Below are 15,270 nucleotides of genomic sequence, written 5' to 3' on the forward strand. Positions count from 1 at the left end.
ATCTGGGGTGGGAGGGGAGGGAGTACCTGGTCCGGGAATATGTAGAAGGAATTAGCCTGGCGGAGTGGGTGGACACCCGGGGGCCGCGTCCTCCCAGGCAGGTGCGGGAGACGGCCCTGTCCCTGTGCCGGATTCTGGAAAATCTCCACAGCCAGAATCCGCCGGTGATCTGCCGGGATGTGAAGCCCCAGAATGTGATCCGGGACGAGAAGGGCCGCTGTCATCTCATTGACCTGGGAACGGCCCGCCGCTACCGGGCGGAGCGGCGGGAGGACACGGTGTTCCTGGGCACCCAGGCTACCGCGCCGCCGGAGCAGTTCGGATACCAGCAGACGGACCAGCGCTCCGATGTGTACAGCCTGGGGATGCTGATGCGCTTTTTGCTCACCGGCGGCTATGATCCCCTGCCCCGGCTGCCGGGGCAGGGCGCACTTGTCTGGATCATCCGTCGGTGTACGGCCTTTGATCCCCAGGATCGCTACCCCTCGGCTCAGGCCGTGTCCCGGGCGCTGCAGGGCCGCTGGCGGCGACGGACGGCCGGAGTGGCCGTTTGCGGCGTGTGTGCGGCGCTGCTGTTCCTTCTGTTGGGGCCCTCCGCCCATGAGGATGAAGTGCAGGTCTCATCTCCCCTGCTGGAAGCGGCCCTGTGCCAGGAGCTGGGGCTGGAAGCCGGGGAGCCCATCCCGGCGGAGCGGCTGGGGGAGGTGGAGCAGCTGCTGGTGTGCGGCCAGCAGCGGATGAGCACCCTTCAGGAGCACGAGGCCTATGCGGAAGAAGCCCACGACTTCTATGTGGTGCAGACATCCCACGGGGACATCGGCGATGAGGATCTGGAGCTGTTGGCGCGATGCAGCGGCCTGCGGGTGCTGATTTTGGACTACCAACAGATCTCCGATCTGTCTCCCTTGGCGGAACTGCCCCTGGAATATCTCAGCCTGACAGGAAACCAGGTGTCCGATCTCAGCCCGCTGGCTGGCCTGACGAAGCTGCAGGTACTGAATCTGGGCGAGAATCCGGTGCGGACAGCGGAGGGGGTGGCCCAGCTGCCGATGCTTCGGGAGGTAATACTGGAGGCTACCGGTGTCACCTCCGTGGCGGCCTTTGCCGGTAGCGACATCCAGTATTTGAACGTGCGCACCACCTGGGTGACGGACTACACGCCCCTGGAGACGTGCCCCAGCCTCACCCGGCTGGTCACCGGCAGTATGCCAGAGGGGGCCGCGGAGACCCTGGCGGGGCTGACGGGGCTGGAGGAACTGCGGCTGTACTCCACCGATGGGCTGGATCTGTCTCTTTTTCAGGCGCTTCAGCGCCTCCGGGAGGTGGACTTCTCCGGCAGCGCCGTCTCCCACCTGGAGGCTTTGACAACACTTTCCTCTCTGCAGTATGTCAATCTGACGGAGACCGGGACGCGGGACCTGGCGTTCGCCGCATCCATTCCGGCCTTGACGGAGCTGGATCTGCGGGATAACCATCTCACCGACCTGACGCCCCTGCTGGATTGCCCCTGGCTTACGCGGCTGGTGCTCAGCTCCCGCCACCAGGGGCTGGCCCGGGAGCAGCTGGCCCAGGCGCCCTTTGAGATCGTGTATCAGGGATAAGTGCGCAGCCTGCGCACCACTTTTGACCTCCTGTATGGTATGCTGAAGGCAAACCGGCGAAAGCCGAATTGCAAGGAGGTCAACAGCATGAACAGAAGGAAATGGATCGTCCTCTGCCTGGCGGGGTGCCTGTTGCTGGCGCTGAGCGCCTGCGGAAATCCGGGAGCGGACGCGGAGAACTCCGGCGGAACGGAGGAGCCCACTCAGACCGAGGAACCTGCCCAGGCCGAGGAGCCCACCCAGCAGGAGACGCTGGTGGAGTATGCCGTGGAGGGACTTGGCACCTTTACGCTGCCCGAGGGCTTCACCCAGGAGGCGGGAGAGATCGCCGAGCCTCTGCCCACCACCTACGCCACCTTTGAGAAGGACGGCTATTACATCCAGGCCAACCGCTTTGGCACGGATGCCTATGAGATGGCGGGGGTGCCCCTGCCCACCGACCTGGAGGACTACTCCACCCGCAGCGGCGTCCAGGACTCCGTACCGGAGGGGACGGTGTTCGACTATGACGACTACGGCAATTTCGCCGCCCAGTTCATCCAGGAGGACGGTCAGCTGTGCTACTATGTGCTGCTCCAGGGGGAGGAGTCCTTTGGCAGTATCTACCTCACCGCCCCGAAGGATCAGTTTGACGCGGACACGGTCGCCCAGTGGTTGAGCGGCTCAGTGCTGGAGTGAGGCTATGAAAAAAAGAGTTCTGGCGCTTGCGCTGCTGGTCGCCGTGCTGACGGGCTGCGCGGGGAAGGACGCCTCATCCCCGGTGACAGGCGGCGCGGCATGGAGTTTCCCGGAGGGACCCGCTCCGGCTGAGGAGTACGAACGCTTTTCCTGGTATGGCTTCGGGGAGGAGAACCCTGATCGCAACCCCAGCGCCGCGGCGACAGAGAAGGAGATGGCTGACATGCTGGCCGCTGTCATCGAGGCGGCCGGCGGGGACGTGGAGGGCTGGCGGGAGCTGACTGCCCACGCCTCGGACGAGGGGATCTATCGCGACTACTGCGCGATGTTTCTGCTCTACGCTGCCGAGCACATGGACGCCACGGAGTTTACGATGGGCTTCGCGCCCTATCTCCTGGGCGGTCGGACGGATGAGAACTGGGACGCCTTCGGTACGGACATCCGGGGCGGTTACCGGCTCTTTGAAGAGTTCGGTGAAAACTGGGATCGCGTCTGCGTCTCGGTGTCCAGCCAGATGGAGGACGGGCAGGAGATGAATTACCTGAACGCCAGCCAGAACTTCGTTGTCAGCCGCCTGTCGCTCATCACCGGCGAGCCGCTACTGGACTTTGACTACGGGACTTTCACCATGCATCTCACGGAGCCCCTGACCTATGAGGACGCCGCCGTGGCCGTAGTGCGGCTGTTTGAGAGCTTGCCCGAGACTGCCGAACGCTTCCCGGAGGATCAGGCGGTCACTGCCCGGGTGGAGGAGCTGCTCCAGGCTGGCCGGGACCGGCGGGACGCCGTTTTGGCCTCTGAGACCGCCATTGCGAAAGGCGACACATTTGTGCCCGGTGAGACCTATACCGGGACAGCCTACTATGTCTCCAACAGCGGGGACGATGCCAATGACGGTCTCAGCCCGGAGACCGCCTGGGCGACCATCGACCGCCTGAATGCCCAGCCGCTGCAATACGGCGATGCAGTGTTCTTTGAGCGGGGCGGTGTCTGGCGGGCGGCGCAGGTATACACTAAGCCAGGCGTCACCTACTCCGCCTACGGTGAGGGAGACAAACCGGGGCTGTACGGCTCCGCGGAAAACGGCGGCGGCGCGGAGAAGTGGACGCTCTGGCACGAGGGCGAGGACGGCAGCAAGATCTGGGTCTACGACCGCCCCATGCTGGACTGCGGCTCCATCGCACTGACCGACACGCTCGGGGCTGTAAAAGTCCAGGGCTTCTGGAACGGGGAGTGCTTCCAGCCGGTGAGCGAGCTGTGGAGCACTGACCGGACGGAGGAGGCGATGGCGGAGCAGGCCGCAATGCCGGAATTTGACCCGGCGGAGCAACTGACCGAAAATCTCACCTTCTTCTGCGAGGCCGGCAGCGGCCTCCCTGACTCGCTGCCCATCTACCTGAGCGGCTGGGTGGATACCGGGGAGCGGGAGCAGTACTGCCTGACTGCCGATGGGCCGCTGTATCTGCGCTGCGACGGGGGCAACCCCGGCGAGCTATACCCGGACATGGAGTTTCTCTCCCCCTACGCGCCCTTCGACGGTGTGGCGGATGACGTGGTGATCGACAATCTCGCCGTACTCTACACGGGGCGGAACATTCTCTCCGTCGCGCCGGAGTGCGAGGGTGTCCTGGTGCAGAACTGCGAGCTGGGCTGGGGCGGAGGCTGCGCCGCTTCCTATGCCCTGGACACCATCACCGGCTATGGAGCCGGCGTCCAGCGCAACGGCGGTGTGGGCGGAGCCAGCTCCAGCCATAACACCTTCCGCAACAACTACGTCCATGAGACCTATCAGGAAGGGCTGGGACTGGAGACCGCCATCGAGTTCAGCGGCCAGGCCTTTGACGTGACGGATGTGACCATTGAGGGCAATGTGTTTTATCACTGCGGTTCTGCACTCATCTACTTCAACTGGGACGAGGCGGCAAACCCCGACCACCAGTTCAGAAACGTCAGCTTCCGGGACAACCTGGTCTTTTACAGCACCATGAGCGACTGGGTGGACACCGGCGAGGACGTAGACGGCTTTACGACGGGGGCATTTACCATCGATGGCGGCCCCAATATGCAGGACGGCACCGTGGAGGTTCGGGACAACGTGTTCTTCGCCGCCCGGGAGTGCCTGGTGTATATCAGAACCTATGTGCCGGAGTACCTGCCGGACTTTGAGGGCAACATCTACGCGCAGTTTTCCGACGGTGTGTTCCTCTCCAGCGTCTCCGCCCCCAACTATTGGAGCGCTAACGCCGCCGAAGGCGTCCGCAAAACACTGTTCGATGAGAGCGGAGAGGTTCTGATCCTCTCCCGGAGCCGGTGGGGTGAGGCAGACTGGTAACAGTCCGGTTGCGCCGGAGGAGCAATGGCTGGCTCGCGGCGGCCTTTGACCCACACGCTGACCCACACGGGGAAACGAGCGGACGGAGACAATGGACACAAGAGTTCCGGAAAGGATGGCACCCCGGAGCGAAGAGGGTGCAAAAGGGTCTGAAAGCAGCAAACCCTATCCTCCCAATCAGTTGGTAAGGATGAGGTCGCCAGTTCGAATCTGGCTATCAGCTCCAAAAACCGCTTTTCATTTGAAAAGCGGTTTTTTCTTTTGCCTGCTGCCCGCGTGCATGGGATGCCGGGAGGCGCCCGGGACCCGGCGGCTGAAAGACAAAAAGCCATCTGCTGAAAGCAGATGGCTTCCTTTTTGGAAGGAACGGCTAAAGTCGATGTTTTTCAGGGGCAGATAAAACCGCCGCGCAGCGGCGGCCCCAAACCGGAGCCCAGCGACAGCATTTTGATTTGAAGCATCGAAAAGGTTCGGCGAACTGTCCAACCGACCTTCTGGCCGGCGGCGCCTTTGCGCCATACGAGTGTTTTGCCGCAGGCAAAACCTCGGCGCAGGCGGAATTCACTTCCGCCGAGCATTTCAAATTCCCCCGGTTACCATAAAAATAGCCACACCTGCCGGGTGTGGCTATTTTTATGGAGCGGCTGATGGGAGTCGAACCCACCTATGCAGCTTGGGAAGCTGCCGTTCTACCGATGAACTACAGCCGCATTTGGAAGCCGATGATTATTATAGCAGACCTTTTCCCGTTTTGCAACCTTAAAATCTCTTCCCGCATGATTCTCCCCTGTCGAACATAGATTGTACCATCGAAGCAAAGGGGGATCACCATGAAAAAACTCGTCGTGCTGCTGTGCGCCTTGCTGGCGCTGGGGAGCAGCGCCCAGGCCCTGGAGGTATCCGCGCCGTCGGCCCTGCTGATGGAAAAGGAGACGGGCACCGTCTTATTTGCCAAGGAGGAGCATGCCAAGCTGGAGCCCGCCAGCGTTACGAAGGTCATGACGCTGCTGCTGACCATGGAGGCCATTGACGCCGGACAGCTCCACTATGACGACCTGATCACCGCCTCCGCCCACGCCTGCTCCATGGGCGGCAGCCAGATCTGGCTGGAGGAGAATGAGCAGATGACGGTCAGCGACATGCTGAAGGCCGTGTGCGTCGTCTCCGCCAACGACTGTGCGGTGGCTCTGGCAGAGGCGGTGAGCGGCAGTGAGGAGGCCTTTGTGGAAAAGATGAACCAGCGGGCCGCGGAGCTGGGCATGGCGGATACCCATTTCTGCAACGCCACCGGCCTGCCGGCGGAGGGCCACGTCACCTCTGCCTACGACATCGCCCTCATGAGCCGGGAGCTGATCCGGAACCACCCGGACATCCGCCAGTATACCACCATCTGGATGGACTCCCTGCGGGACGGGGCCTCCTCCCTGGTGAACACCAATCGCCTGATCCGCTTCTATGAGGGGGCCACGGGGCTCAAGACCGGGTCTACCGACAGCGCGCTGTACTGCCTCTCCGGCACGGCGGAGCGGGACGGCATGGAGCTGATCGCCGTCATCATGAAGGCGCCCACGTCCACCCAGCGGTTCAACGACGCCACGGCCCTTCTGAACTACGGCTTTTCCACCTACACCCTGGAGACGGTGGTGCCGGAGACCGCCCTGCCGCCGGTGCCGGTCTCCCTGGGGACCCAGGCCACCGTGCAGCCGGTGCTGGGAGAGGACACCCATCTCCTGCTGGAAAAGGCCAAGGCCGGGGACCTGCAGCAGACGGTCTCCCTGGCGGAGGCCGTGGAGGCGCCGGTGGCGCTGGGCAGCCAGCTGGGGACGCTGACCGTCACCTCCGGTGAGGAGGTGGTGGCGGAGCTGCCCATCCTGGCCGGGGAGGAGATCCCCCGGATCACCTTCGTCCAGATGCTGGTGCGGATGCTGCAGACGGCGTTTCTTGCGGACTGACAGGACCGGCGGAGGCGGAGACGCCTCTGCCGGCTTTTCTGCGGCACTGCAGATCCCGGCAGATTGTGACGGCTTTCCCTTGTCTCCGGTCGGGGGGCATGGTATAATAGGATCACAAATCCGCGCAGCTTTTGCAGCTTTACGAAAGAGAGGCCGGTCACGATGCTGGATGTGAAAACGTTTCAATTACAGTCTTTTCTGCCCCTGCCCTATGAGGAGGTCCTGGCGCCCCGCCTGAAGCGGGCGCAGGAAAAGCTCCAGAGCGGCAGCGGCGCCGGTGGAGAGTTCACCGGCTGGGTCCATCTGCCCCGGGACTACGACCGGGAGGAGTTCGCCCGCATCCAGGTGGCGGCCGCCCGGATCCAGGCAGGTTCCAAGGCCCTGGTGGTCATCGGGATCGGCGGATCGTACTTAGGGGCCCGGGGCGTCATCGAGTGCCTCTGCTCCCCCAATTACAATCTCAAGCGCAAGGATACCCCCAACATCTATTTCGTGGGCAACGGGCTGTCCTCCGACGCGCTGGGAGAGGTGCTGGACCTGGTGGCGGATGTGGACTTCTCCGTCAACGTGATCTCCAAGTCCGGCACCACCACGGAGCCCGCCGTGGCCTTCCGCTTCTTCCGGGAGGCGCTGGAGAAGAAGTACGGCCGGGAGGGCGCCAGAGAGCGGATCTACGCCACCACCGACAAGTCCCGGGGCGCCCTGAAGTCCCTGGCGGACGCCGAGGGGTGGGAGACCTTCGTGGTGCCCGACGACGTGGGCGGCCGCTACAGCGTGCTGACCGCCGTGGGCCTGCTGCCCATTGCCGTGGCCGGGGTGGACATCACTGCCCTGATGCGGGGCGCGGCGGAGATGATGGAGGCCTGCCAGGACGCCTCCTTCCGGAGCCCCGCCTGGCGCTACGCCGCCATCCGGTACGAGCTGTACCGGGCCGGCCGGTCCATCGAGCTGCTGGCCTGCTATGACCCGGCGTTCCGGTTCATGGCGGAGTGGTGGAAGCAGCTCTACGGCGAGAGCGAGGGCAAGGAGGGCAAGGGCCTCTTCCCCGCCAGCGTGGAGTTCACGGCGGACCTTCACTCCATGGGCCAGTACATCCAGGAGGGCAAGCGGCTGATGTTCGAGACCGTGGTGCGGCTGGGTCCCTCCGACCGGCAGCTGAGCGTTCCCGCCGACGAGACAGACGGCGACGGGCTGAATTTCCTGGCGGGCAAGACGCTGGACTTCATCCGGGACCGGGCCATGGAGGGCACCCTGCTGGCCCACACCGAGGGCGGCGTGCCCAACCTGATCGTGGAGACCGCCGGCAGGACGCCGGCAGACCTGGGCCAGCTGATCTACTTCTTCGAGTATGCCTGCGGCCTGTCCGGGTATCTGCTGGACGTGAACCCCTTCGACCAGCCCGGCGTGGAGGCCTACAAGAAGAACATGTTCGCCCTGCTGGGCAAGCCCGGCTACGAGGACCGGCGGGCACAGCTGGAGAGCAAGCTGGAGAGATGATCCGGCGTTTGGGCGGGCGCAGTCCCGCCCCGCCGCGGATGCGGCGTCAAGCGTTTTGCGGAGCAAAACCTTGGGACGGGGCGGCTCTGCCGCCGCGGCCTGCTCAGATCGGGGTCCCCATGCGGCTCTGGCCGCATGGGGCGGACCGGCGGGCACAGCTGGAGAGCAAGCTGGAGAGATGATCCAGCGTTTGGGCGGGCGCAGTCCCGCCCCGCCGCGGATGCGGCGTCAAGCGTTTTGCGAAGCAAAACCTTGGGACGGGGCGGCTCTGCCGCCGCGGAAGAGACACCTGCTGTCAATCGCTAATATGAACAAAGAATAAAACTTGATTTCTCCATTGTTTTTCACCGGATTTTATGCTATGCTTAACATACCAGATCTCCCCCAGGGAATTTCATTGACAGGAGTGATTTCATATGGTCAGACTGATTATGGGCACGAAGGGGTCCGGAAAGACCAAGCAGCTCATTGAACTGATCAACAACGCGGCGAAGGACGAGCCCGGCAACGTGGTTTGCATCGAGGCCAACCGCAACTTGACATACGACATCCACTACCACATCCGCCTCATTGACGCGGCAGAGTACAAGCTGAACAGCTACGACATGTTCCGCGGCTTCATCAGCGGCCTGTATGCGGGCAACTATGACATCTCTCACGTGTTCATCGACAGCCTGTGCCGTGCCATCGGCCGGGATGTGGACAAAGACACGGAGGCGTTCCTGAACTGGCTGGATACCTTCGGCGAGAAGAACAACATCAAGTTCACCGTCACCATCAGCGCCGACATCTCCCAGGCCACCGATGGGATGCAGAAGTTCCTGTAAGCTGGATCTGACGCATAAAAGACCGCCCCTGCTCTCCGCAGGGGCGGTCTTCTGTCTGTCCGGATCAGGGCTCCGCCGTCAGGCTGCCCAGCAGATCGTAGTTTTCGTAGTCCGCCACAGAGGACAGGTCGCTGAGGCACAGCTGGCCCACGCCGAAGAAGGCGGCCATCCGGGCCCGCTCCAGCAGGGATGCGCCGTCCAGATACCAGACGGCGGTGCTGCCGTCGTCCGCGGTCAGATAGGCGCAGGCGTAGCGGTCGGAGTAGTAGTCCTGCGTCTGGGCGGAGGCGAGCAGCGCCTCGATCTCCGCGGCGGAGATGGTGCCGGAGCTGCGGCCGCCGGTCCAGGCGGAGCCGGTGGTGGTCACCAGCAGGCTGAGACGGTCGCTGTCCACTTGGTCCCGCAGCTCCGCCAGAGCGTAGTAGACCTCCTCCAGGGGCTCTAGCGGGGCGATGGGGAAGCTCCCCGTGCTGTCGTCATAGGCAGCCACCCGGACCACCAGCCTGTCCGCCAGCTGGCCCAGCGCGGCATAGTCGTATCCGCCGTAGGCGGTGCCCTGCCAGACAGGGGCCTCCACCATGACATAGAACAGCCGGTCCTCGCCCAGACTGGCCCGCAGTGCCTCCGCAAGGGCGGTGAAGTCCTTCTTCTGGGCGGATTGCAGTTCCGCCAGATCCAGGAACAGGCCCTCGTAACCGCCGCTCTCCACGGCGGCGGTCAGCACCTCCGCGGTGTGGTCCGCGCTGTCCTTCAGGGCTGTGGAGGTCCCGCTGACATACAGCAGCGGCGCCGCGCCGGCATCGGTGACGGCCTGCCGCAGGGCGGCGGCCTCCTCCGCATCGGGACCGCCGGTGAGCCGGGACTCCCCGGCGTAGATCAGCCGGGTGCCGCCCACCGCCACGGCCTCGTAGCCGGTGAGATCTGTCAGGCCCTCGGCGGAATAGGCGATGCCGATCTTGTCCGGCGCCGCGGCGTGGTAGCTGTCGTACAGGCGGATCAGCATCACTGCTGCCTGCTCCCGGGTGGCGGTCCGGTCCGGGGAGAAGGCGGTGGCACTGGTGCCGTTCACCAGACCCAGCTCATAGGCCATGGCCACATAGCCGGTGTTGGTGGTCACATCCTGAAAGGGGATGGGAAGGTCCTGGGCCAGGCCCGCGATGGTGCCGTAGCCCATGGCCCGCACCAGCATCACTGCCAGCTCCTCCCGGGTGATGGGATCCCGGGGGCGGAACGTGTCCGTCTGATGGGTGATGGCGCCGTTGGCATAGGCGGTCTCCACGGCGCTGTAGTACCAGGCGGTCTTGTCCTGGTTGTCGGCATAGGAGCCGGTCTCCGGCGTCACCATCTCCCAGCCGAACAGGCGGCACAGCGCCGTCACAAAGGCGCCCCGGGTCATGGGCGCACCCAGGCCGAAGCGGGTGGCCGTCTGTCCCTGAAACAGCCCCAGATCCACGGCCCGGCGGATGGAATCCGCCGCCCAGTGGGTGGCCGGAACATCGGAAAAGCCGGTGGAGGCCGCGGCCGCCGGGGCCGGCAGCGCCGCACACAGCAGCGCCGCGCACAGCAGCACACAGGAACAGATCCGTTGCAGTCGTTTTTTCATGTTGTCGTTTTTCGCTCCTTTGGCGTCAGATTTCTTCTGGATTTCGGCAGAGACGACCGGAATCGCCCGCTGTCGGGATATCATTGTACCAGATTCTGCCGCCGCCGTCAAACGAACGGTGTCGGAATGCAGAAAAGCCTTTACGTTTGCCCCCTTGCCTGCTATAATAAATTAGTTATGATGGCTTTTTATTACCTTTGGAAAGGAGGGAACGTGCCATGAAGTTCAAAAAGTGGAACATTGGGACACCGGAGGAGCAGGACGTTGCCCTCCTGCGGAGCGCGGGGTATCCCTATCTCCTGTCCGCGGTCCTGGCGGCCCGGGGCATCACCACCGCGGAGGCGGCGGCCGAGGCTCTGGAGCGGGACCGGAGCCTGAGCCTCTCCCCCATGCTGATGCGGGACATGGACAGGGCCGTGGCCCGGATCCAGCAGGCCATCAGCGGCGGGGAGACCATCGCCGTGTTCGGGGACTACGACGTGGACGGCATCACCTCCACGGTGCTGCTGATGGATTATCTGCGCAGCTGCGGCGTCCGCTGCCTGCGGCATATCCCCCGGCGGATCGAGGACGGCTACGGCCTGTCCAAGGACACCATCCAGAGCCTGCGGGACCAGGGGGCCACCCTGATGATCACCGTGGACTGCGGCATCACCGGCAATGAAGAGGTGGACTATGCCGCCTCCATCGGCCTGGATGTGGTCATCACAGACCACCACGAGTGCAAGGAGGAGCTGCCCGCCGCCGTGGCGGTGGTGGATCCCCACCGGGGCGACTGCGCCTATCCCTTCAAGCACCTGGCCGGCGTGGGCGTGGCGCTGAAGCTGGTGCTGGCCCTGGGGGGCGAGAGCCGGGAGGACGCCCTGTTCGCCCGGTACTGCACCCTGGCGGCTATCGGCACCATCGCCGACGTCATGCGGATGGAGGGGGAGAATCGGACCATCGTCTCCTGCGGGCTGGAGGCGCTGCCCCACACGGATTTTGTGGGCATCCATGCCCTGCTGAAGGAGGCGGGGCTGCTGAATAAGCCCATCACCTCTGTGCAGATCGGATTTGTGCTGGCGCCCCGGATCAATGCCGCCGGCCGCATGGGCAAGGCGGACCTGGCGGCGGATCTGCTGGAGACCAGCGATCCGGCCCGGGCGGAGGAGCTGGCCCGGGAGCTGTGCGACCTGAACCGGCAGCGCCAGGAGGTGGAGCAGACCATCTGCGCCGAGGCGACTGAAAAGATCCGCAATCTCCGGACAGAGGACCGCAGCGCACTGGTCCTCTCCAGTGAGAAGTGGCATCAGGGCGTGGTGGGCATCGTGGCCTCCCGCCTCAGTGAGAAGTATGCCTGCCCCAGCTTTATGATCCATCTGAAGGACGGGGTGGGAAAGGGGTCCTGCCGGTCCTACGGCGGATTCAATCTGTTTGCCGCACTGGAGTCCTGCGCGGATCTGCTGGAGGGCTTCGGCGGCCATGAGCTGGCGGCGGGCTTTACCATCTCCGAGGAGAACATCGATGCCTTCCGGACCCGGATGAACCGGTATGTCCGCACCGCCTCCGGCGGGGTGACGCCGGTCTCCTGTCTGGACGTGGACGCGCCCATCACCTGCCCCGGCGAGGTGACGCTGGAAGAGGTGGGGGAGCTGGACCGGCTGGAGCCGTACGGCGCGGGGAATCCCCGGCCGGTGTTCGCCCTGCTGGGCGCCACGGTGGACGTGATGCAGCCCGTGGGGCAGGGCAGGCACCTGAAGTTCCGCCTGTCCAAGGGCACCTGCCGGTTCGACGCCATCTTCTTCTCCATGACGGAGGCGGAGAGCGGCGTGGCCGCCGGCATGCGGGTGGACGCGGCCTTTTATCTCCAGGCCAACACCTTCCGGGGCAATACCACACTGCAGCTGCAGCTCATTGACATCCGCCCCTCTCTGACCCCCAGCCGACACGAGGCGGCGGACCTGGATCTGCTCCGCCGGCTGCTGGCGGGAGAGGACCTCACCGGTCAGGAGCGGGCCCGGCTCCAGACCTCCCGGAGCCAGTTTGAAAAGTATTGGAAGACGCTGGAACCCCAGCTGCGCCATGGAAAGGCGGAGACAGACGCCCTGCCCTTCCTGCGGCGGCTGTCGGCCCTGTCCGGCGGGGGAGAGAGCTTTCTGCGGGCCGGCCTGGCCCTGGCGGTCTTCCGGGAGCGGGGGCTCATCGCCCTGTCCGCTCACGGGGATCAGATGACGCTGTCTCTGAACCCCATCCAGGGAAAGGTGGATCTGTTCGCCTCTCCCTACCTGTCCCGGCTGCGGGAGGACCCCGCCGGCCGGAATGGAGGTGCTGTGTCATGACCATTCAGGAACAATATGAGAACCTGGAAAAGACCATCCGGGGATACAACCCGGCGGCAGACTTCCAGCATATCCAGGCGGCCTTTGCGTTTGCGAGAGAGGCCCACAAGGACCAGAAGCGCAAGAGCGGCGAGCCCTATATCATCCATCCCCTGGCGGTGGCCCAGATCGTGGCGGAGGAGCTGCGGCTGGACAGCGAGTCCATCGAGGCCGCCCTGCTCCACGACGTCATCGAGGACACCGCCGCCACCCACGAGCAGGTGTCCAAGCTCTTCTCTCCCACCATCGCCGACCTGGTGGAAGGCGTCAGCAAGCTGACCCGCATCCAGTACGCCACCAAGGAAGACGAGCAGATGGAGAACCTGCGGAAGATGCTCATCGCCATGAGCAAGGACATCCGGGTGATCCTCATCAAGATCGCGGACCGGCTCCACAACATGCGGACCATGGAGTACCAGTCCCCGGCCAAGCAGAAGCAGAAGTCCCTGGAGACCATGGAGATCTATGCCCCCATCGCCCACCGGCTGGGCATGCAGCGGATCAAGTGGGAGCTGGAGGACCTCTCCTTAAAATACCTGGATCCCATCGGCTACCAGGAGATCGTCTCCAAGCTGGAGGCCAAGCACCAGGAGTACGAGGACTTCATGCGCCGCATCCAGATCCAGATCGATGACCGGCTGAAGGAGCTGAACATCGAGCATATCGTCTACGGCCGGATGAAGCATCCCTACTCCATTTACCGGAAGATGTTCAACCAGAACAAGAGCCTGGACGAGATCTTCGATCTCTTTGCCTTCCGGGTCATCGTCAATTCCGTGGGGGACTGCTACAACGTCCTGGGCGTCATCCATGACCTCTACAAGCCCATCCTGGGCCGGTTCAAGGACTATATCGGCACGCCGAAGCCCAACGGCTACCAGTCCCTCCACACCACGGTCATCGGGGCGGACGGCCTGCCCTTTGAGGTGCAGATCCGCACCCGGGAGATGCACGAGATCGCCGAGTACGGCGTGGCCGCCCACTGGAAATACAAGCAGAACGGTCAGGGTGCCGGCACCGAGGGAAAATACGAGTGGGTCCGCCGCCTGCTGGAGAACCAGGAGGGCGCCGACGCCGAGGACTATATCCACTCCCTGAAGGTGGATATGTTTGCCGACGAGGTGTTCGTCTTTACCCCGGGCGGCGACGTGCAGAACCTGCCCGCCGGCGCCACGCCCATCGACTTCGCTTACGCCATCCACTCTGCCGTGGGTAACCGGATGGTGGGCGCCAAGGTCAACGGCCGGATCGTCACGCTGGACCACGTGCTGAAAAACGGCGACATCGTGGAGATCCTCACCTCCAAGAACGCCAAGGGCCCCAGCCGGGACTGGATGAAGATCGCCAAGAGCAGCGAGGCCCGCAGCAAGATCCGCCAGTGGTTCAAGAAGGAGAAGAAAGAGGAGAACATCGCCAACGGCCGGGCCGCCTTTGAGGCGGAGCTGAAGCACTGCGGCATCTCCATGAAGGACGTCCTCTCCCCGGAGATGCTGCCGGTGCTCCTCAAGCGGGTGGCCTACGGCTCTCTGGACGACCTGTACGCCGCCATCGGCTACGGCGGCTTCACGGCCCAGAAGGCGGTGAGCCGGATCCAGGGCGAGCTGAACCGGGTGGCAAAGCTCCACCAAGCGGAAAAGGCCGCCGAGGAGCTGGCGGAGTCCAAGCCCGCGGAGCCCGCCAAGCAGCCCCCCGCCCCCAAGCGGGTGAAGAGCGAGCAGGGCATCATCGTGGAGGGGCTGGACAACTGCCTGGTGAAGTTCTCCAAGTGCTGCACCCCGGTGCCAGGGGACGACATCATCGGCTTCATCACCCGGGGGTACGGCGTGTCCGTCCACCGGTGCGACTGCCCCAATGCCTCAGAGGAAAAGCGGAGCCAGCCCGGCCAGGAGGGCCGGTGGATCAAGGTCTCCTGGGGCAGCGACACCAATGACAGCTATCCCACCATCCTGGAGGTGGTGTGCAAGGACCGGCAGGGCCTGCTGCTGGATATCTCCGCGGCCCTCTCCACCACCAACACCTTCGTGCTGGGCATCAACTCCCGCAGCACGGAGGATCAGTTTGCCATCTTCCGGCTGGAGATCCGGGTGAAGGACGGCGCGCAGCTGAAGTCCGTCATGAACAAGCTGAACCAGATCTCCGGCGTGCTGAAGGTCAACCGGCCGGCTGGGTGAGATCGGCTCCCGCCGGGGAGTGCCTGATGCCGGGATCGCTTCCGGCGGGGGCGTAGGGGCGGTTATCAACCGCCTGGAGATGATTTGGGCCGCCGAACGGCGGCCACGGGGGGCTGGCTCCCGCCAGGGGGCTTGTCCAGCGAGGATGCACCCCCCATTTTCTTTTCGGTCTTGCCCGAAAAGAAAACGGGCCGTGCACGGTCCAAAAGAAAAGGGCGCTTGGGCGCACTCCGGTGCAGTGGCCCTCCGTGC

General features: G+C 64.2%; 10 protein-coding genes and 1 tRNA gene. 8 read left to right on the forward strand and 3 right to left on the reverse strand.

The window, feature by feature from the left end; translation table 11 throughout:
* The 3 genes from H9X91_RS13390 to H9X91_RS13400 all read left to right on the forward strand — a co-directional run.
* On the forward strand, positions 1-1,601 hold a 1,601-nt coding region (locus tag H9X91_RS13390), incomplete at its 5' end, for a leucine-rich repeat domain-containing protein (protein WP_204805731.1).
* Positions 1,602-1,688: 87 nt separating this feature from the next.
* The gene (locus H9X91_RS13395) at positions 1,689-2,279 is read left to right on the forward strand and encodes a hypothetical protein (RefSeq protein WP_204805732.1); all 591 of its coding nucleotides are present in this window, start codon (positions 1,689-1,691) and stop codon (positions 2,277-2,279) included.
* A gap of 4 nt (positions 2,280-2,283) precedes the next feature.
* On the forward strand, positions 2,284-4,611 hold the full coding sequence (locus tag H9X91_RS13400; RefSeq protein ID WP_204805733.1) for a right-handed parallel beta-helix repeat-containing protein: 2,328 nt from the start codon (positions 2,284-2,286) through the stop codon (positions 4,609-4,611).
* A 386-nt stretch (positions 4,612-4,997) separates the two neighbouring features.
* Here H9X91_RS13400 and H9X91_RS13405 read toward each other — a convergent pair whose 3' ends face one another.
* Positions 4,998-5,189 (reverse strand): hypothetical protein, encoded by a 192-nt coding sequence (locus H9X91_RS13405; protein ID WP_204805734.1) that lies wholly within the window; start codon positions 5,187-5,189, stop codon positions 4,998-5,000.
* 58 nt (positions 5,190-5,247) lie between these two features.
* Positions 5,248-5,321: transfer RNA gene (locus tag H9X91_RS13410), tRNA-Gly, on the reverse strand.
* A 120-nt stretch (positions 5,322-5,441) separates the two neighbouring features.
* Here H9X91_RS13410 and H9X91_RS13415 point away from each other — a divergent pair.
* The 3 genes from H9X91_RS13415 to H9X91_RS13425 all read left to right on the forward strand — a co-directional run bounded on the left by H9X91_RS13415 (position 5,442) and on the right by H9X91_RS13425 (position 8,887).
* Positions 5,442-6,563 carry a D-alanyl-D-alanine carboxypeptidase family protein gene (locus H9X91_RS13415; protein WP_204805735.1) on the forward strand — a complete coding sequence of 374 codons (1,122 nt, stop codon included), beginning with the start codon at positions 5,442-5,444 and terminating at the stop codon, positions 6,561-6,563.
* Positions 6,564-6,725: 162 nt separating this feature from the next.
* Entirely contained in the window at positions 6,726-8,060 is a 1,335-nt protein-coding gene (locus tag H9X91_RS13420; RefSeq protein WP_204805736.1) for a glucose-6-phosphate isomerase, read from the forward strand.
* 416 nt (positions 8,061-8,476) lie between these two features.
* Complete coding sequence (locus H9X91_RS13425; RefSeq protein ID WP_204805737.1) at positions 8,477-8,887, forward strand: hypothetical protein; 411 nt, start codon at positions 8,477-8,479, stop codon at positions 8,885-8,887.
* Positions 8,888-8,951: 64 nt separating this feature from the next.
* Here the strand turns inward: H9X91_RS13425 and H9X91_RS13430 are convergent, their stop codons facing one another.
* On the reverse strand, positions 8,952-10,490 hold the full coding sequence (locus H9X91_RS13430; protein ID WP_204805739.1) for an S-layer homology domain-containing protein: 1,539 nt from the start codon (positions 10,488-10,490) through the stop codon (positions 8,952-8,954).
* Positions 10,491-10,708: 218 nt separating this feature from the next.
* On the opposite strand from H9X91_RS13430, the gene recJ reads away from it, so the two are divergent.
* Positions 10,709-12,808 carry a single-stranded-DNA-specific exonuclease RecJ gene (recJ, locus tag H9X91_RS13435; protein WP_204805740.1) on the forward strand — a complete coding sequence of 700 codons (2,100 nt, stop codon included), beginning with the start codon at positions 10,709-10,711 and terminating at the stop codon, positions 12,806-12,808.
* A complete protein-coding gene (locus tag H9X91_RS13440) occupies positions 12,805-15,018 on the forward strand; it encodes a RelA/SpoT family protein (protein WP_204805741.1) in 2,214 nt (737 codons plus the stop codon). The genes recJ and H9X91_RS13440 overlap by 4 nt, the downstream gene beginning before the upstream one ends.
* The last annotated feature ends 252 nt before the right edge of the window (positions 15,019-15,270 follow it).

It is taken from the genome of Oscillibacter valericigenes (genome assembly GCF_016902445.1).
Classification (GTDB): Bacteria; Bacillota; Clostridia; order Oscillospirales; family Oscillospiraceae; genus Oscillibacter; species Oscillibacter avistercoris.

Coding starts and splice junctions, on each gene's coding strand:
- H9X91_RS13425 (WP_204805737.1), top strand. CDS start 8,477: ATGGTCAGACTGATTATGGGCACGAAGGGGTCCGGAAAGACCAAGCAG.
- H9X91_RS13405 (WP_204805734.1), bottom strand. CDS start 5,189: ATGCTCGGCGGAAGTGAATTCCGCCTGCGCCGAGGTTTTGCCTGCGGC.
- H9X91_RS13415 (WP_204805735.1), top strand. CDS start 5,442: ATGAAAAAACTCGTCGTGCTGCTGTGCGCCTTGCTGGCGCTGGGGAGC.
- H9X91_RS13400 (WP_204805733.1), top strand. CDS start 2,284: ATGAAAAAAAGAGTTCTGGCGCTTGCGCTGCTGGTCGCCGTGCTGACG.
- H9X91_RS13395 (WP_204805732.1), top strand. CDS start 1,689: ATGAACAGAAGGAAATGGATCGTCCTCTGCCTGGCGGGGTGCCTGTTG.
- H9X91_RS13420 (WP_204805736.1), top strand. CDS start 6,726: ATGCTGGATGTGAAAACGTTTCAATTACAGTCTTTTCTGCCCCTGCCC.
- recJ (WP_204805740.1), top strand. CDS start 10,709: ATGAAGTTCAAAAAGTGGAACATTGGGACACCGGAGGAGCAGGACGTT.
- H9X91_RS13430 (WP_204805739.1), bottom strand. CDS start 10,490: ATGAAAAAACGACTGCAACGGATCTGTTCCTGTGTGCTGCTGTGCGCG.
- H9X91_RS13440 (WP_204805741.1), top strand. CDS start 12,805: ATGACCATTCAGGAACAATATGAGAACCTGGAAAAGACCATCCGGGGA.